16 protein-coding genes are annotated in these 17685 nt (G+C 61.5%); 6 read left to right on the top strand and 10 right to left on the bottom strand.

What is annotated here, in order from left to right:
* Positions 1-157 precede the first annotated feature (157 nt).
* Complete coding sequence (locus WCT10_02785; GenBank protein ID MFA6603744.1) at positions 158-1339, top strand: cysteine desulfurase family protein; 1182 nt, start codon at positions 158-160, stop codon at positions 1337-1339.
* Positions 1340-1401: 62 nt separating this feature from the next.
* On the opposite strand, the gene WCT10_02780 is transcribed toward WCT10_02785, so the two are convergent.
* The 10 genes from WCT10_02780 to WCT10_02735 form a co-directional block, all read right to left on the bottom strand.
* Positions 1402-1767, bottom strand: a complete 366-nt coding sequence (locus WCT10_02780; GenBank protein ID MFA6603743.1) for a hypothetical protein — start codon at positions 1765-1767, stop codon at positions 1402-1404.
* 1 nt (position 1768) lies between these two features.
* Positions 1769-2380 (bottom strand): hypothetical protein, encoded by a 612-nt coding sequence (locus tag WCT10_02775; GenBank protein MFA6603742.1) that lies wholly within the window; start codon positions 2378-2380, stop codon positions 1769-1771.
* Entirely contained in the window at positions 2377-2919 is a 543-nt protein-coding gene (locus WCT10_02770) for a PilN domain-containing protein (GenBank protein ID MFA6603741.1), read from the bottom strand. The genes WCT10_02775 and WCT10_02770 overlap by 4 nt, the downstream gene beginning before the upstream one ends.
* A gap of 8 nt (positions 2920-2927) precedes the next feature.
* Entirely contained in the window at positions 2928-4193 is a 1266-nt protein-coding gene (gene pilM / locus WCT10_02765; GenBank protein ID MFA6603740.1) for a pilus assembly protein PilM, read from the bottom strand.
* A gap of 70 nt (positions 4194-4263) precedes the next feature.
* Complete coding sequence (locus WCT10_02760; protein ID MFA6603739.1) at positions 4264-5595, bottom strand: hypothetical protein; 1332 nt, start codon at positions 5593-5595, stop codon at positions 4264-4266.
* A gap of 10 nt (positions 5596-5605) precedes the next feature.
* A complete protein-coding gene (locus tag WCT10_02755; protein ID MFA6603738.1) occupies positions 5606-6916 on the bottom strand; it encodes a hypothetical protein in 1311 nt (436 codons plus the stop codon).
* 15 nt (positions 6917-6931) lie between these two features.
* On the bottom strand, positions 6932-7519 hold the full coding sequence (locus WCT10_02750; GenBank protein MFA6603737.1) for a hypothetical protein: 588 nt from the start codon (positions 7517-7519) through the stop codon (positions 6932-6934).
* A gap of 1 nt (position 7520) precedes the next feature.
* Entirely contained in the window at positions 7521-8489 is a 969-nt protein-coding gene (locus WCT10_02745; GenBank protein MFA6603736.1) for a prepilin-type N-terminal cleavage/methylation domain-containing protein, read from the bottom strand.
* 12 nt (positions 8490-8501) lie between these two features.
* Positions 8502-9596: a type II secretion system F family protein gene (locus WCT10_02740; GenBank protein ID MFA6603735.1), complete on the bottom strand. Its 1095-nt coding sequence runs from the start codon at positions 9594-9596 to the stop codon at positions 8502-8504.
* Position 9597: 1 nt separating this feature from the next.
* Positions 9598-11343: a GspE/PulE family protein gene (locus WCT10_02735; protein ID MFA6603734.1), complete on the bottom strand. Its 1746-nt coding sequence runs from the start codon at positions 11341-11343 to the stop codon at positions 9598-9600.
* A gap of 135 nt (positions 11344-11478) precedes the next feature.
* On the opposite strand from WCT10_02735, the gene WCT10_02730 reads away from it, so the two are divergent.
* Genes WCT10_02730 through WCT10_02710 form a run of 5 tightly spaced genes read left to right on the top strand, consistent with a single transcriptional unit; the run spans position 11479 to position 17608 of the window.
* On the top strand, positions 11479-11859 hold the full coding sequence (locus tag WCT10_02730) for a hypothetical protein (GenBank protein MFA6603733.1): 381 nt from the start codon (positions 11479-11481) through the stop codon (positions 11857-11859).
* 22 nt (positions 11860-11881) lie between these two features.
* Positions 11882-12931 (top strand): phospho-N-acetylmuramoyl-pentapeptide-transferase, encoded by a 1050-nt coding sequence (gene mraY / locus WCT10_02725; GenBank protein ID MFA6603732.1) that lies wholly within the window; start codon positions 11882-11884, stop codon positions 12929-12931.
* Positions 12932-12937: 6 nt separating this feature from the next.
* Positions 12938-15382 carry an endopeptidase La gene (lon, locus tag WCT10_02720; GenBank protein ID MFA6603731.1) on the top strand — a complete coding sequence of 815 codons (2445 nt, stop codon included), beginning with the start codon at positions 12938-12940 and terminating at the stop codon, positions 15380-15382.
* 3 nt (positions 15383-15385) lie between these two features.
* Positions 15386-16504, top strand: a complete 1119-nt coding sequence (locus WCT10_02715) for an FtsW/RodA/SpoVE family cell cycle protein (GenBank protein ID MFA6603730.1) — start codon at positions 15386-15388, stop codon at positions 16502-16504.
* Positions 16505-16513: 9 nt separating this feature from the next.
* Positions 16514-17608 carry a UDP-N-acetylglucosamine--N-acetylmuramyl-(pentapeptide) pyrophosphoryl-undecaprenol N-acetylglucosamine transferase gene (locus WCT10_02710; protein ID MFA6603729.1) on the top strand — a complete coding sequence of 365 codons (1095 nt, stop codon included), beginning with the start codon at positions 16514-16516 and terminating at the stop codon, positions 17606-17608.
* Positions 17609-17685 lie beyond the last annotated feature (77 nt).

Below are 17685 nucleotides of genomic sequence, written 5' to 3'. Positions count from 1 at the left end.
CAGCACTCCAGCACTCCAGCACTCCAGCACTCCAGCACTCCAGCACTCCAGCACTCCAGCACTCCAGCACTCCAGCACTCCAGCACTCCAGCACTCCAGCACTCCAATTGACTCCCTGCCTCGGCCATAATATATTAAGGCGCGATGAGTATCGAATATGTCTGACGACGAAACGATCTATCTTGATTACGCCGCTTCGAATCCGGTCGATCCGCGGGTCGCCGCTGTTTTCGGTGAGGCCGGGCTTCAGGTCGGCAATCCCTCGGCGATCCACGCCTGCGGCCGCCGCTCGCGGGAGATCATCGATCGGGCGCGTCGGCAGGTCGCGGGTCTTATCGGCGCCGAGCTGGCGCAGATCGTCTTCACGTCCGGCGCGACGGAAAGCAATAATCTGGCCCTGCTGGGTTCGTGTTTGCCGCTCAGCAAGAAATTTCCAGGCCGTCGGCTGCGCATCCTGACCTCGCCTTTGGAACATTCTTCGGTCCGGTCCGTGCTGGAGCGGCTGGCGGCTGATCATGATTTTCTGATCGATGAATTGCCGGTCGCGTCCTCCGGCAGCGTTGATGCTGGTGCGGCCGCTGGCCTGATCACCGCTGATACCGTCCTCGTTTCTCTCATGTGGGCCAATAACATTTTGGGCGCGGTCCAGCCGGTGGCGGAGATCGGTAAGCTGATCGCCGCCGAGCGGCAGCGGCGCGGTCCGGCTGATCCGCCAGTCTTATTTTTCAGCGACGCCGTTCAGGCTGTTTCCCGGCTGCGGGTCCGGCCGCTCGAGGTCGGCGTCGATCTCTTGTCGTTCTCGTCCCACAAGATGTACGGTCCCAAGGGCAGCGGCGTCCTGTTCGTCCGCGATCCGAAGCTGCTCGATCCGCTCGTGCTGGGCGGCGGCCAGGAGAACGGCCTGCGTTCCGGCACGGAGAATCTCGCTGGCATCGCCGCCTGCGGCCGCGCGGCCGAGATCCTGGCCGCCGAGCGCAATCAGGATCAGCGGCGCGCGATCGCGCTCAGCCACCATTTATTGGAAGGGCTGCGGTCGCTGCCGTCCGGGTGGCGCGTGCTGAACGACGCCCCGGAGACCCTGGTTGAATTCGTTTTCGTGCAGTCGCCGCGTTTCCGCGGCGATGAGCTGGCCTTGCGATTGGACGCTGCTGGTCTGGCGGTCTCCGCCGGTTCGGCCTGCGACGCCGGCAAGCGGGCGGCGTCGCCGGTGCTCGCGGCGGTCTATGGCGAGAAGGCCGCGCAGCAGGGCGGGGTCCGGATATCGTTCGGACGCTTTACCCGGGATGAGGACCTCGATCGCCTGATCGCCGCTTTGCGAATTTTGAGCGCTGGCCGCTGAGGTCGTGGTCCAGACCGAAGTTCAGGCTCAAGCAAAACCGCGCTCGAGGCGCGGTTTTTTCGTCATTCGGTTGCTGCCGGCGGGGCGGTTTCCGGCGGTGCCGGCGGCGGAGCTGGCGGCGGAGCTGGCGGCGTCGGTTTGGGTTGGATCAGGAAAGGATTTGTCAGGTCGTTCACCGCAGGTTCGGTCCGCTCGGTTTTTTGGCGAAGTTCGTTCGCGACCCGTTCGAGCAGAGAACTGTTGATGGCTTCGATTCCAGGAGCACTAGTCTCGGAGGTTGTCGTGGTTTGGTAAGAGGGGATGATTTCCAGGATCTGCAGCATGAAGAAAGCCGTCCAGCCGATGGCGATAAGCATGATCAGGACCGCGATAACTGTCGAGGCGCGGATGATTTTCTTGATATTGCCTGTCTGAGCGGAGGTAGTCATATCAGTTCGACTGGTCTTCGATGAGTTCATTCGGGTTGTACTCGAGCTGCTTGAAGACCGGCTGATTCTTGGCGAGCCAACGCACGGTGGCTGTTAACCGCAATTTAACAACGCCATCGGCGGCTGACTCGCGATGTTGCGGCAGGTTGATGTCGATGCTCTGGACCGTCAGGTAATACGGCAGGCGCTCTAATTTGTGCAGGTAGACGAGAATGCGGCGATATTCGCCGTCAGTTTCGATTTTGATCGGAATCTCCTTTTCCCAAAGCGAGAGCTCGCGTTGATTTACGGTCTCCAGGACCAGGGATTGTTTGACGCCGGCGTCTTCGGCTGCTTTTTCCAAGGCGCTGACAAACTCCAACTCCTCGCCTTCGATGACGGCGACCGAACTTAAGGTGCGAATCAGTTCCTTGGCTTGTTGCAGTTTGATGAGCGAAGTTCGGGTGTGTTTGCGGAGGTCGTATTTTTGGTCGATCTCCGCGTTCGCGGCCGCCATCTTGCTGTTCAGATCCTTGATGGCCAGAACCGTCGGTACGGCTACGCCGCCAGCCAGGAGAAGAGTGGCTCCGGCCAGTATGGAGATAGTGACGACAATGCGTTTGTTGATCTTCATAAGACAGGACTCGCGTTCACGAGTTTCATCTGGAAGTCGAAACGGACGTCTTGTTTCTGCATGATGTTCGACAGCGGACTCACGACATTTTTGATGAAGGGAGCTTCCTTGAGGTTCTTGAGCAGTATTAGCGCGCCGTCACGGGTTTCGGCCAGACCGCTCATGGCGATATCGCCATTTCCGTTGACGGTCAGCGTTTCGAGCCTCACGCCCGCGGGGACGAGCGGGGAGAGTTGTTCGAGGATGTCGGCCCAGGGGATAAAAGCGGCTTCGGTCGATTCGATTCGTTTCAGAAAAACGTTGATCTGATGGATATTCTCCATGATATTCGTCGATTCTTCCGAGGCCGCGGAGGCCGATTGGCGCTGGAGCTCTTCGTAGTTGCCCTTGATCATGAGACGCACGGAGATCAGCGTGCCCGTGACGATGATCGCGGTCACGAAAAGCAGCGTGACCATGGTTTGGGTGTAAGCCATGACCAGCGCGTTGCGCAGGTCGCGCTTCTTGTCCGGCGAGATGAGGTTGACGGTGACAAACATAGGGCGGGTCAGATGCGGAAAGTCCGGCGGAATTGTTCCTGCTCATCGGCGGCGCGCATCGCCAGTCCGATGGCGGTCGTATAAGTCAGGGCGCCGTCGGGAGGGAAAGAGCGCAGCACGTTTCCGAAATTAGCCAGCGCATCGCCGCGCCGCACTTTGATGGTCAGCTTGCGCGAGAGGACGGTGTCGATCTCGCGGAAATGGGCGCCGCCGCCGCACAGGTAGAGTTTTTCGATCTTTTTACCCATGGGAAAACCGATCTTGTAGAATCGCAGGGCGTTGCGGATCTTGGAACTCATGTCGTCGATGAGCGGCAGGAGGATGTTCCACATCCGGTCTTCGCAGCGGTGGGCGTCCAGGCCGCACTCGACTTTGATGACCTCCGCTTCGGCCGGCGTGATGCTGAGTTTGTCGCTGATGATCTTGGTCAGCTCGTTGCCGGAGAGGGGGATGCCGATCGACATCTGCAGGATGCCTTCGTCGTAGATCACGAGGCTGGAGCGGGTGGCGCCGATGTCCAGGATGCCGATCGGTTCGTCGAATTCTTCCTGGGTCGGCACGGCGGCGCGGCTGATCGCGAGCGCTTCGACCTCGAAAGCGATCGGGGCCAGTCCGGAAGCCTCGAGCAGTTGTGTGTAGCTGTCGATCAGGTTTTTCGGAGCCGCAGCGAGCAAGAGCTTGGTTTTGGCGGGCGCATCCTGTTCTTCGGGTGGAGCCGCTTCCGCGTTTTCAGGCGTCTCTTCGGTCGGCGGGGCGGCGGTCGTTTCGTCGGCTGCGGCCGCTGGTTCCGGCGGCAGCGGCTTGGCCGGTTCTTTGTCGAGCGGATTTTTTTCCGTCGTTTTTTCGGCTTGTTTTTTGGCGGTCGGCCGTTGTTCGTCGAGGATCTGCCAGTCGTAATAGATCTCGCTCGTGGAAAGCGGGATATTCTGTTCGAGTTCGCGATTGATGACGTCCTGCAGCTGTTTCTGAGTCGCGCCTTTCTCGGCTTCGACGATCTTGATGAAAGATTTGGCTTCCGGCAGACAGGCGGCGACCGCCCGGCCTTTAAGCCGGCCATGGGTCTTGCTCAGCAGCTCGCGGACGTATTTCACGGCCTGCGTCATGTTTATGATCTCGCCGCGCTCCATCACGCCTTCGGGCACGCTGACGCTGCCCCAGGCCCGGAGCCTGTAAGGTTGTTTGGCGCTGTTTTTTTTCGAGATCTGGACCACTTTGAAGCTGCGGTCTCCGATATCGAGGCCGAAAGCGTCGGAAAGCGGGTTAAAGAAGGCCATAGGGTCCGTTAGACTGGGATCAATCAGCTCCGTTTGTTGATAGTGTACCTTATTTTAGAGCCGAATTCCACTATTTGATCTCGCGCCAGGTGCCTTCGGTGACATGCCAGATGCCGCCCGGACTGTTGGAGAAGTTCATATCCGACAGTTCGCTTTCGACGTAAGTGATCACAGCGTTCTGGTCGATGAACAAGCGTTTGGCGGCCAGGGATTTGGCGCCGCCGTTGCTTTGGAGGCGCATCGTACCGCTTAAGGCGTAGAAGATGGCGCCTGAGGCGTTGTTGGCCACGGAGAGGGCCGGGCTGGTATCCGAGATCGAGGTGTTGGTCGAGGCGAGCATGATATGGCTCTTAGGATTGCCGGAGCCGTAAATCTTAGCGCCGTTGATGACAGTGATCTTGCCCTTGGTCGCCAGATTGTCAGGATCGTCGGCCAGGATCGTCGTGCTGTTGGCTCCGAAGGTCGAGTTCAGGGTCAGGCTGGAATTGTTGTTGAGCACTATGTCGCCCACAACCCAGATCGGACCGTCGATGATGACGTCAATGTTGTTTCCCAAGGTCAGATTGCCGACGATTTTTTGCGGACCCAGGTGCACATTGTCGCTCGGCGAGAGGTCGCCATAGGTCGTGCTGCCAGCCTCGGCCGAGCTGTGCCAGAACTCGAGGTCGATCGACGGCAGATTCTCGACGGCTGGCGTGGTACTGGCGGAATACTTGACGCCGGTGACGTCGCTGCCGGCGATATCGGCCGGATCGTTCTGATAGTAGGCGTCGCCGCCGACGTTGGAATTCAGGATCCGGTCGGCATGGGCATGATAGTTGACCATGCAGCTGTCGATAATGCCGCCGGTCTTGGCCACGTAGACGTCGCCGTCGATCTCGGCCTGGGTCGACTGGCAGTCGACGTCGCCGTTGGCGTAGAGCGAGCCGGATATTTCGGCGTTATTTTCCAGGTGGGCGCCGCCTTCGCCGGACTGCAGGGCGTAGCTGAAAGCGGTTTCATCAGTCGGCGGCACCGTTGTGGCATCGACAACGATCTTAGTCTGGCGGCTGTTCGCGGTCGTGCCGATCGAAGTGATAGTGCGGATGGCGCCGGAGCCAGCGAGCACAGTTGTAAATTTACCAGTGCCGAAAACGACGTTAGTTTCGCCTGCGTAGTTGCCGCCGTAGTTGCCGCCGCATTTGATTCCACTCGCGGCATTCAGACAAAAGATGGCCTTGCGAATCCCGGCTTCGGCGATTTGCGTCCCGCTGATTCCGGCCTCCAGGCTCTTGCTGGCTTCGCGCGAGGACATGACGTAGGAGATCAGCACGAGTCCGAACGACATGACTACGCCGATCATGATCGAGACTGAGAGCAGCGAGAAACCGGCTGCTCTGCGGGATGAGTGATGGTCGGACATAAACATCGGGTTATTTGGTCTCGCGCCAGCCGCCCGGAACGAGCCGCCAGAGGCCGCTCGCGGAAGCGGATAAAAGGATATCCGACGCGTCGTGATAAGTTGAGCTGTAATCGATGATACAGTTGTTGGCGAGGGCCACCTTTTTGGCGGCGACGGCGGTGACTGTCGCATTGTTCGAGATGTCGATGCCGCCGTTCGGCGCGTAGAACACGGCGCCAGCTGCGTTGTTCTTGATGTCGATCGCGTAGTTGGTATCGGTGCTCGATGAGTGGATCAGGATGAAGCTCTTGAGATGGCCCGAGCCGTTGATCTGAGCGTTGTTCTGGACATTGACTGTGCCGTCAGCCATGACGACGGTGCTGTTCGCGCCGAAGGAGGGATTGAGATTCAGTTGGGCGTTGTTATCGAAGAGGATGGTCCCCTGGACCCAGACCGGACCGTCGAGCGTCACGATGGCGTTATTGCCCAGGAGCAGATCGCCCGTGATTTTTTTGGGACCGAGATGCGAGCCGTTCGCCGCGGTGTAGTTGCCGGTGATGATGCCGCCCTCGGCCGCGCGGTCATGCCACCAGTCGAGGTCGATCGTCGGCAGGGTCTTGGCCGGCGGGGTCGGCTGACTGCCGTAAGCGCTGCCGACGTTCTGGTTGCCGGTATTGGTCGTGTTGTAGTAGACGTCGTGCGAGTTCATCTTATTGCTCGTGACCCGGTCGGCGTGGATATCGCCGTAGGAGGTGCAGCCGGTCACCAGGCCGTTCGGTATGGAGATGAACACGGGGCCGTCGATCTTGGCGTTATTGCCGCAGTTGATGTTTGAATGGGCATAGATCGAGCCGCTCCTGACCTCGGCATTGTTGCTGATCGTGACGCCGCCATCGCCGACCTGCAGCGCGTAATCGAAGGAGGCGTCGGTGGTCGGCGGCTGGTTCGAGACGGTCAGTTTGATCTCCTTCTGTTTGCCGCCAGCTGTGATGCCGGTGGCCGTGATGACCTTGTTCGCGCCGACGGCGGCGACAGTGGTCGTGAATTTACCCTCGCCGAAAACAACGTTGGTTTCGCCGGCGTAACTCGGTCCGTAAGCGCCGCCGCAATTAGTTCCGCTGGCGGCGTTGAGACAATGGAGTGCTTTGTAAAGGCCGGCTTCGGCCTGTTCGGTCGCGTAGACCTGGGTCTCGAAATTCTTGGCCGCCTGGCGCGTCGAGAGCAGGTAATTGATCATGGTCGCGCTGAAGGCGGTCACGGCCGTGAGCATGACCATGGCGGAAAGCAGGGCGAAGCCGCGGTCTTTTCGGTATTTTAATAACCGGTTGACCAGACGTTTCATAAGCGGGCGGCCATTTTAATTATTGCGCAGGAAGATCGAGGTCCAGGCGCGATTGGTGACGGTTGCGCCGCGGCGGGTCTGCTGGTTGATCAGAAGTACCGAGATCCGGTCGGCTGCGGTGATGGTCGCGGCGTTGTAGCGGAAGATCAGGGTGTCGTTGTAGGAGGTCAGCCGCCGCGCGCTCAGTTGCCGGACGGATCCGGAGCCGGGATCGGTGACGATGAAGATCTTGGTCGCGTCGGTCGGATCGCGGTAGAACGCGGCGTAATCGTAGACTCCGGCGATGATATTGTCCGAACCGTCGACCGCCGGCATTTTGAGGACCAGCGTCGAATCCGAACTCGTATGGACCGTGCCGCTGAAGTCGTGGGAGGCCTCGACGGCGATGGCGCCGCGGGAAAGCTGGGAGATGGATCGGGCGGCCAGGATCGCGCCGGTTTCGTTGTCGGTCCGCAGCGATTGCCGGAAGAACATCTCGTAGTTGAGGACGAAGATCTGCGAGATGATCAGCATGATGAGCGCCATGACGCCGACGACCACGATCGTCTCCATGAGAGAGACGCCGGCTGACCGCCGCGGCCGGAGGGGGGAGTAAGCGCGCATATCAGTTGCTGCCGATCAGGGTTGAGCCGGTGGCATGCCGCGTTTTGCCGGCGTCGCTCCAGGAGATCGTTACGGTCGCTTTTTTCATGCTGGTTTCGCCCAGGTAGTCCTCGATGGTCAGTGTGCCGGTGCCGCCGGTCAGGTCGGCATAGCTCAGGCGCTGCCAGGCCTTGGGCAGGAGATTCAGGGCGTCAGCGTTGAAGTTCCAGACGGTCGTGGCGGCGTTCTCGGTCACGGAAACATCGTCATAGCTCGCGATGGCTCCGCTCCGGGAGATCAGCGCCAGATCGCCTGTGAGCAGCGGGTTGCTCGCGTCGGTATAGGTTGTCGTCGTGGCTCCCTGGGTCACGGTGATGATATTGCCCGCGGCGCTGACCTGCAGGGTGTACCAGGTATCTTTGCTGAAAGCTTTGGCTGAGGACCAGACGGTCGTGGCGACGCCGTGATAGACCTTGTCGAGCGCGAGTCCGGTCGGGGTGGTGTAACTGAAACGGAACCGGTAATGATTCTCCGCGTCGCGGTAGCGGAAAGCGATCCCGGCGCTGCCGCCGCTCGCGGCCGCCGTCGGTACCTTGATCTGGGCGCTGAACGTGAAGTCGTCGCGATAATTGCCTGGGACGAGCGCGAGGCCGGTCTCATCTCCCAGCGCCGGAGCCGCGGTCGTGAGGGCCAGCCGTCGTCCGCCGTCGTCCACGACTTTCCAGGCGCCGCGCTGCAGGGCCACGCCGAGGAAATTGCCGTTGGTCCGCGTCAGCAGTTCGGCGTACGGCAGGACGCGCAGGGTGTCGATCTCTTCCTGGATGAAGTTGGCGGCTTGGGTGTTGTATTGCGACCGGCGCAAAAAGAACGAGCCGGTAAGCATGGTCGTGTAGACCGTCAAAAGCACGGCCACGACCATGATCGTGATCAGGACCTCTGCCAGAGTGAACCCGGCGAGCCGGGAGCGGCCGGGGAGTCGATAGAGTTTCATGAGACTGTCGTTTTATTGTTCGGCCACGGCCTGGGTCAGCGAGTACATCGGCGTGATCACGGCGAGAGCGATACCGCCGACCATGCCGCCGAGCATCAGGATGAGGATCGGTTCGATGATGGACGACAGGTTGTTCAGGATGTTGTCGACCTGCTGCTCGTAGAATTCGGCGATCTCGGCCAGGAGCGAGTCGACGTTGCCGGAGCGTTCGCCGACCATGATCATCTGGATGACGAGCGGCGGGTAGAGTTTGGGGTGGGCGCTGAGGCTGCGGGAAATGGTTTCGCCGGTCTTGATGTGTTCGGCCGCTTCCAGGAGCGACGCCCGGTAATGGACATTGCCGAGCACGTCCGAAGTGACGGTGAGCGACTGGACGACCGGGATGTCGGTCTTGAGCAGGCCTGAGAGGGTGCGGGAGAAGCGGGCCAGATTAACTTTTTTGGCGATCGGTCCGATGATCGGCATGGAGATGATCATCATGTGGATGAGCGAGCGTCCCTGGGTGGTCCGCGCGAAGACGACGAACGAGATCGCCAGGGCGATGAAGCCGATCAGCACCCAGAGGCCGTTGACCTGCGTGAAATCGCTGATCCAGATGAGGATGCGCGTGGCGAGCGGGAGCTGGACGTCGCCGAATTCCTTGAAGATGCCGATGAGTTTCGGTAGCACGAAGACCAGGAGGCCGCCGGTGATGCCCGACATGGCGACGAGGATGACGATCGGGTAGGTCATAGCGCCCTTGACCTTGGAGCGTAGGTTATAATCCTTCTTCATCTGCATGGTGAGTTCGTTCAGCACTTCGTCGAGCGTGCCGGAGACCTCGCCGATCTGGATCATGCTGACGAAGACCGGCGGGAAGACGCCGGGGAATTTCGCCAACCCCGCGGACATCAGTTTGCCGCCCTCCACTTCGTCTTTGATGAGGCGAATGATCTTCTGGAAGAATTTGGATTCGGCCTGGAGCGCCAGCGTGTTCAGGGATTCGGTCATGGACAGGCCGGCCTTGATCATGACCCGCAAGTTTTCGGTGAAGAACACCTTCTGGGTCAGCGGGATGGATTGGTGCTTGAGCAGGAACTGGTCCACTCGTTCGGAGAGGCTTGGCACACTAGTCTTTGGTTACGCGGAGGATTTCCTCGATCGTGGTCATGGCTTTGACCGCCTTCATGAAACCGTCCTCGATCATGCTGATCATGCCGCCTTTGACGGCCGCGGTCAGGATCTCGTCGGCGCTCGCCGAGGCGCCGATGAGTTTGGCGATGTCTGTGGTGACCTCGAGAACCTCGTAGATGCCGAGGCGTCCTTTATAGCCCTCGTGGCCGCACTGGGCGCAACCCGAACCGCGCCAGAATGTCGTGTCTTCGATCTTCTGGTCTTTGCCGATGACCTCTTCGCGCTGCAGCGTTTTCCAGATGGAGTCGATCTTGATCTGCTCGCGCAGCTGCTCGATGGCGTGGGGCGGCATCTTGTAGGAGCGGACGCAGCCGGGACAGATCTTGCGGACGAGCCGTTGGCCGACGATCATGTTGGCGGTGAAGCCGATGAGAAAGGCCGGGACGTGCATGTCGATGAGACGGGGGAGAGCGGTGGCGGCGTCATTCGTGTGGAGGGTGCCGAGCACGAGGTGGCCGGTCATGGCGGCCTGGACGGCGATGCTGGCGGTCTCTTCGTCGCGGACCTCGCCGACCATGATGACGTTCGGGTCCTGGCGCAGGAGAGCGCGCAGGCCGCCGGCGAAAGTGAAGCCGATGCGCGGGTTGACCTGGCTCTGGTTCACGCCGGCCATGCGGTACTCGACCGGGTCTTCGATGGTGGAGATGTTGACCTTCGGCGTGTTGAGGATGCCCAGGATCGAGTAGAGCGTCGTGGATTTGCCCGAACCGGTCGGGCCGGTGACGAAGATGATGCCGTGCGGCTTCTTGATGTTGCGCGCGACGATCGCTTTGGCCTTGGGTTGGAAGCCGAGCTGGTCGAGCGTGAGCGCGGTCGCGGTCTCGGCCAGGAGGCGCATGACGATCTTCTCGCCGTCGATGACCGGCAGGATCGAGACGCGCATCGAGAACTTGTAGCTCTTGCCTTCGATCTTGAAGCGACCGTCCTGCGGCAGGCGGTGTTCGTCGAGTTTCAGGTTCGAGAGGATCTTGATGCGGGCCACGATGCCGGAGGCGACGAGCCGCGGGAAGGTCATGACCGGCCGGAGCACGCCGTCGACGCGGAAGCGGACCACGACCTCGGTTTCGGTCGGTTCGATGTGGATGTCGGAAGCGCCTTCGAGGATCGCATGTTCGAGGATGGAATCGACGACGCGCACGATCGGGATGTCTTCGGCGAGTTTGGAAAGTTCTTTCTCTTCTTCCACCGACGATCCCTCGCCTTCCTTTTTCGGGACCTGGGTGAGCGCGCCGAGTTCGGCGCTGAGGCTCTGGCGGTACTGTTTCATCGACTCGTCGATGGACGAGGGCGTGGTGAAATAGACTTTGATCCGCAGATTGGCTTTGCGGCGCAGGAATTCGAAAGTCTGCAGGTCGGTCGGTTCGAGCGTGGCGACGCGCAGTTCGTCGGCGGTCTTTTCGAAAGCGACGATCTTGTGGGAGATGGCGATCGGTTCGGGGATCAGGAAAAGGATGTCCTGCCGGATGGGAATGTCGCGCAGGTTGATGAACGGCAGTTTGTAATATTGCGCGGCGATGCGGTAAAGCATCTCTTCCGGCATCTTTTTGACCTTCAGCAGGAAGGTTTCGAACGGCATGTCGGGATCGGCTGTTTTCGCTTCGGAAAGAAGGTCGGCGAGGCCCCGGGCGTCGAAAGTCCCGGTCTCCCGCAAGATCTTCTTTAATAACTCATTATTAAGCATAGGGATATGGATATTTTACCATATCGATGGTCTGGCTGTATACATATTTAAGAGGGCGATGTTTTGGCTCCTCCCGCGCAGACTGTCGCCCTTGTCTGGTCTTTCAGGCGATGATACTCTTGGGCTGCTTAACTTATGCCTCGGAACGATACAAACAACCTCGGCGTGGCGTTCGGAATCAATGGCCGGAGCGGTTTGGCGTTAACCGCGGCCGCGGGTATTTTGCTGGCCGTCAATTTCGTCCTGGTCCTCGTTTTTTTGCTGCCGCGTTTCGGCCAGCTGGATTTCCTGCGCCTGCATTACACCGCCGAGCTCGGCGTTGACTGGGTGGCGGAGTGGTGGAAGATTTTCATCTTTCCGGGCCTGGGCGTCATGGTTTTCTTCAGCAACGCTCTGTTCTCGGGTATACTGGCCAAGAAGCACCGTCTGTATGGCCACTTGATCTGGACGGCCACGCTCGCCATCGAAGCCATGCTCGCGGCCGCGTCGTTTTTAGTCATCAGGATCAACGGTTGATCCGCTTCGGTTGTTCGCCCCTATGCTACTTTTCAGCGTCATCAAGGTCTTCCTGCTGTCTTCGTTGTCATTCATCGTCGCCGTGCTCTGGACGCCGCTTCTGACCCATTTTTTATACAGATACAAACTGGGCAAGCAGATCCGTGACGACGGTTCGGCTCCCATTTTCGCCAAGTTGCACGAGGCCAAGCGGGGGACGCCGACCATGGGCGGCATCCTGATCTGGGCGACCACGTGCGCGGTCATGCTGGTCTTCCATTTCGGCGCGCAGCTCACCGGTTCGCCGATGCTGGCGCGGCTGGATTTCTTCTCGCGCGAACAGACGCTGCTGCCGGTCGGCGCGCTCCTGGCTTCGGCGCTCGTCGGGCTCGTGGACGATTATTATAACGTCCGGCGCATCGGGCCGCACGGCGGCGGACTCCGGATGCGGCATCGGCTGCTGCTCTACACCGCCATCGCCGCCGTTGGCGCCTGGTGGTTCTATTACAAGCTGGAGTGGGATCTGCTGCGCGTGCCGTTCGTCGGCGACTTCAACATCGGCTGGTGGTACATCCCGTTCTTCATCCTGGTGCTCGTGGCCACGTCGTTCTCGGTCAATGAGACCGACGGCCTCGACGGCCTGGCCGGCGGCGTGCTGCTTTCGAGTTACGCGGCTTTCGGCGCCATCGCTTTCCTGCAGGGCAAGACCGATCTCGCCACTTTTTGCGGCGTCATCGCCGGCGGCCTGCTGGCTTTCCTATGGTTCAATATCAATCCGGCGCGCTTCTTCATGGGCGACACCGGCGCCATGGCGCTCGGTATCACGCTCGGCGTCGTGGCCATGCTCACGAATTCAGCGCTGCTCCTGCCGGTCATCGGCCTGGTCTTCGTGGTCGAGTCCGTCTCCGTCATCATCCAGATGATCTCGAAGAAGATCCGCCACAAGAAAGTCTTTCTCTCCACTCCCATCCATCATCATTTCGAGGCCATCGGCTGGACCGAACCCAAAGTGGTCATGCGGTTCTGGATCATCGCCGGCGTCTCGGCCGTGAGCGGCCTGGTCATTGCCATGGTCGATCACGGTTTCTTCTAGCCTGCTATGGCGCTGAAACCGGAAGAGCGCGGCGAACAGGAAATGCTCGCGGGCCAGGAGCGCCGGCGGCTGCCGATCATCGCGCTCAGGGATACGGTCGTTTTTCCGCGGGTCTCTTTGCCGATCATCGTCCGCCGCGCGCGTTCGCTCAAGGCCTTGGCCGAGGCGACTCGCCGCGGCCGCTTGCTCGTGGTCGCGGCGCAGAAGGACTCCGAGGCTGAGGACGCCGGTCCGAAGGATATCTACGCCGTCGGCACGCTCGTGAAAGTGCGCGAGGCGGCGGCGCAGCCCGACGGCAGCCAGCGGCTCATGGTCGACGGCATCGCGCGCGTCAGGATCGGTCCGTTCACCGACAACGCGGCGTATCTCGAGGCTGAGGTCAGCCTGCTGCCGGGGCCGTCGGGCAAGAAGACCGAACAGGTCGAGGCTCTGATGTACAGCCTGCTTTCCCAGGTGCGCCAGGCCGTGAGTCTGGGCGCGAACGTGCCTTTCGACACGCTGCTCGTGATCATGAACGTCTCCGATCCCTGGATGCTCGGCGATCTCATCGCCGCCAATCTGGATCTTCGCGTCGGAGAAAAACAGGCCGTGCTCGAAGCTGACAGCATCGAAAATAAGCTCAATCTGACGGCTCGCGCGCTCACGCGGCAGCTCAAGATGCTGCAGATCGCGTCCAAGATCCAGACCGACGCCGGCCAGGAACTCGACAAGATGCAGCGCGAGGTTTTTTTGCGCGAGCAGCTGAAGACCATTGAGCACGAACTCGAGGATCTGGGACACCGGCCGGAATCCGAGGATCTGAAAGAGCGGATCGAGAAAGCCGGGCTGCCGCCGGTGGTGCTCGAAAAGGCGTTGAAAGAATATGAACGCTTGCGCGCGCTGCCGTCGTTCAGTCCAGAGTTGTCGTATCTGCGCACCTATCTGGAGTGGCTCTGCGACCTGCCCTGGCACCGGCGCGACGAGGCCGAGGTCGACATCGCCGCGGCCGCGCGCATCCTCGACGAGGATCATTACGGCCTCGCCAAGGTCAAGGAGCGCATCCTCGAATATCTGGCCGTGCAGAAACTGGTCGGCAAGATCCGTGGGCCGATCCTGTGTTTCGCCGGGCCGCCCGGCACCGGCAAGACCTCGGTCGGCAAGTCGATCGCCCGCGCGCTCGGCCGCAAGTTCCAGCGCCTGAGCCTCGGCGGCGTCCGCGACGAAGCGGAGATCCGCGGCCATCGCCGCACCTACGTCGGCGCGCTGCCCGGCCGCATCATCCAGGGCATCAACACGGCCAAGACCAGGAATCCGGTGTTCATGCTCGACGAGATCGACAAGATCGGCGCGGATTTCCGCGGCGATCCTTCGGCGGCTCTGCTCGAAGCGCTCGATCCCGAACAGAACAACGCTTTTTCCGATCACTATCTCGAGGTCCCGTTCGATCTCTCCGAAACTTTCTTCATCACCACGGCCAACATCCTCGACACCGTGCCGCCGGCGCTGCGCGACCGGCTGGAGGTGATCGAGTTCCCCGGTTACACCGAAGAAGAGAAATTGCGGATCGCCAAGGATCATCTCGTGCCCAAGACGCTCAAGGATAACGGCCTCGCGGCCAGGGATTGCCGGTTCGCCGACGCAGCGCTGCGCCGGATGATCAGCGGCTACACGCGCGAGGCCGGCGTGCGCGCGCTCGAACGCGCCATCGCCGCGGTCTGCCGGAAGATCGCGCGCGGCCTGGCCGAGCGCGGTCGCGCGGCGGCCAATAAAAAAGGCCGGATCATCGAAGCCGCTGAACTGGCGAAATTGCTCGGTCCGGAAAAATTCTCGCCGACGGCCACCGACGGCACCGCCGGCCGTCCGGGGATCGTGACCGGGCTCGCCTGGACCGAAGCCGGCGGCGACGTCCTGCAGATCGAGGCTGTGCGCGTGCCTGGCCAGGGCAAACTGACGCTCACCGGACATCTGGGACAGGTCATGCAGGAATCCGCCCAAACGGCTTTCTCATTCGCGCGCTCGGCGGCCACTAGCCTGGGAGCCAAGGCCGGGTTCGATAAGGAAGCCGATGTCCACATTCACGTGCCCGCCGGCGCCGTACCCAAGGATGGTCCCTCGGCCGGCGCGGCCATGGCGACAGCGCTGGTCTCGATGCTGACCGGCGCGCCGGTGCGCTCCGGTCTCGCGATGACCGGCGAAGTCACGCTTCACGGACGCGTCCTCGAGATCGGCGGCGTCAAGGAAAAGGTCCTGGCGGCGCATCGTTACGGCATCCGCACCGTGATCCTGCCGGCGGCCAACAAGAAAGATCTGGTTGATGTGCCGGCGGCGGTCCGGAAAGAGATCCGTTTCGTTTTCGCGGCGGACATGTCAGAAGTGCTCAAAGCGGCGCTGGAGCGGCCAGCGGTCGCGCCCGCGCGGCGTCCCAGCCAGGCCGAGGTGCGCCGCTCGCGCCGGAACAGCCGACGGCAGTAAGCTATGACCAAGAACAAGCCCGATCTCGTATTCTTGGCGCTGGCGGCCGGTTTGGTGCTCTTCGGGCTCGTGGTCCTCACCTCCGCTTCCGGCCCCATCGCTTATCAGAAATTTCAGGACGGCTACTGGTATCTCCGGCACCAGGTGCTTTACGGACTGCTGCCTGGGCTCGCGCTTTTTTTAGTGACCTCGAACGTGGATTATCGGTTCTGGCGCCGTTTCTCCCTGCAGTTCTTCATCCTCGGCCTGATCCTGCTGCTCCTGGTGTTCCTCCCCGGCCTGTCAGCCGACTGGAGTTCGGCGCGCAGCTGGATCAATGTCGCCGGGCTGTCCTTCCAGCCGGCGGAAGCGGCTAAACTCGCTCTGCTGGTCTTTTTGGCCGCCTGGTTCGAACGGGTCGGCGAGGCCGGCGCCCGCGACTGGCAGCAGGGGACGCTGCCGTTCCTCATCACCCTCGGACTCGTGGCCGCGCCTGTGCTCCTGCAGCCGGATCTCGGCAGCCTGATCATCATCGTGGTCGCCGCCGCCGCGCTGTTCTTCGCCGCCGGCGCCTCCTGGTCGCATCTTTTCGGCTTGCTCGCCGCCGCGGCTGTCGCTTTTTTCGCGCTGGTGAAAGCGGTGCCATATCGGGCTCAGCGCCTGACCACTTTCCTGCATCCGGAGCTCGATCCGCTGGGCATCGGTTATCACATCAATCAGGCTTATCTGGCGATCGGTTCCGGCGGCCTGTTGGGCCTGGGCTTGGGGCATTCGCGGCAAAAATATCTCTATCTGCCGGAGGTCATCGGCGACTCGATCTTCGCCGTCATGGCCGAGGAATTGGGGTTCGTTCTGGTCATCGGATTCCTGATCTTGCTCATGTCTTTCATCTGGCGCGGTCTGCGCGCAGCTCGGAGAGCGCCCGATGATTTCGGACGGCTGCTCGCGGTCGGCATCGTGGCCTGGATCTTTTTCCAGAGCCTGTTCAACATCGGTTCGATGCTCGGCTTGTTCCCGGTGACCGGCCTGCCGTTGCCGTTCGTGAGCTATGGCGGCACTGCGCTCATGATCCTGCTGGGCGCCGTCGGTCTCTTGGCCAATATCGCCGCTCACGGCGGCGACCACGCGCGTCGCTGGTTCTGAGCTCTTCTTATGAATGATCGCAAGAAGATAATTTTCACCGGCGGCGGGACCCTGGGTTCGGTGACGCCGCTCCTGGCGGTCGCCGCGGTCATCCGCCGCGCCGATCCCCGGACCGATCTCGTCTGGATCGGGACCGGGTCGGGTCCTGAGTCCCGGCTGGTCCGCGAAGCCGGCATGGAATTTCAGGCCGTGAGTTCCGGAAAATTCCGCCGCTACCTGTCCGGGGAGAATTTCCTTGATCTGTTCCGCATCCTGCGCGGCTTCGGCGAAGCCTGGATCCTGCTGGGCCGGTTGCGGGCTGGCGTCGTCGTGAGCGCCGGCGGCTTCGTCGCCGTGCCGGTCGTCTGGGCCGCGGCGTTGCGCCGGATCCCGGTTCACATCCATCAGATGGATATCGGCCCCGGCCTCGCCAACCGCTTGTCCGCGCCGTTCGCCGCTTCGGTCTCCGTGGCTCTGCAGAAGTCCCTGGCTGATTTTCCGCGCCAGCATCCGGTCTGGACCGGCAATCCCGTGCGGCCGGAGCTGTTCACCGGGTCGGCTGAGGAAGCGCGGCGCTTGTTCGGCCTCGTTGCCGGCGTGCCGACGGTGCTGATCCTCGGCGGCGGCACCGGAGCGACCGGACTCAACAGCCTGGTCCGCGCGGCCGTTCCGGCCCTGACGCCGGCCTGCCAGATCATTCATCTGACCGGCAAGGGCAAAGCGACCGGCGAAGTGGCTGCGGACCGCTACCATGAGATCGAGTTCCTCACGGGCGAGATCCGGCATGCTTACGCGGTCGCTGATCTCGTGGTCACGCGCGCCGGCATGGGCGCGCTCACGGAGCTGGCCGCGCTCGGCAAACCGACGATCATCGTGCCGATGCCGGCTTCGCATCAGGAAGACAACGCGGCTTTTTACGGGCGCGAGGCCGGTGTGCCGGTCGTTGATGAACGCCAGGTCGGTCCGGATGGTTTCGCCGCCCAGATCCTGATGCTTTTGCGCAGCCGGGAGCGGCTGGCCTCCATCGGCCAGAGCCTGGCTCGGCTGAATGATCCCGCCGCGGCCGCCAAGCTGGCCGATCTCATCCTGAAACTTCTGCGTCGGCGGTCTGGCGCTTTTTTATGAACGGGAGAGTGCGGGAGTGGGGGAGTACTGGAGTGAGGGAGTACAGGAGTTTTTGTCTGGTCTCCCCGACTCCAGCA

It is taken from the genome of Patescibacteria group bacterium (assembly GCA_041667185.1).
In the GTDB taxonomy this organism is placed as follows: domain Bacteria; phylum Patescibacteriota; class Patescibacteriia; order SG8-24; family SG8-24; genus JBAYFM01.
This window is presented reverse-complemented; position numbering and strand designations above follow the sequence as displayed.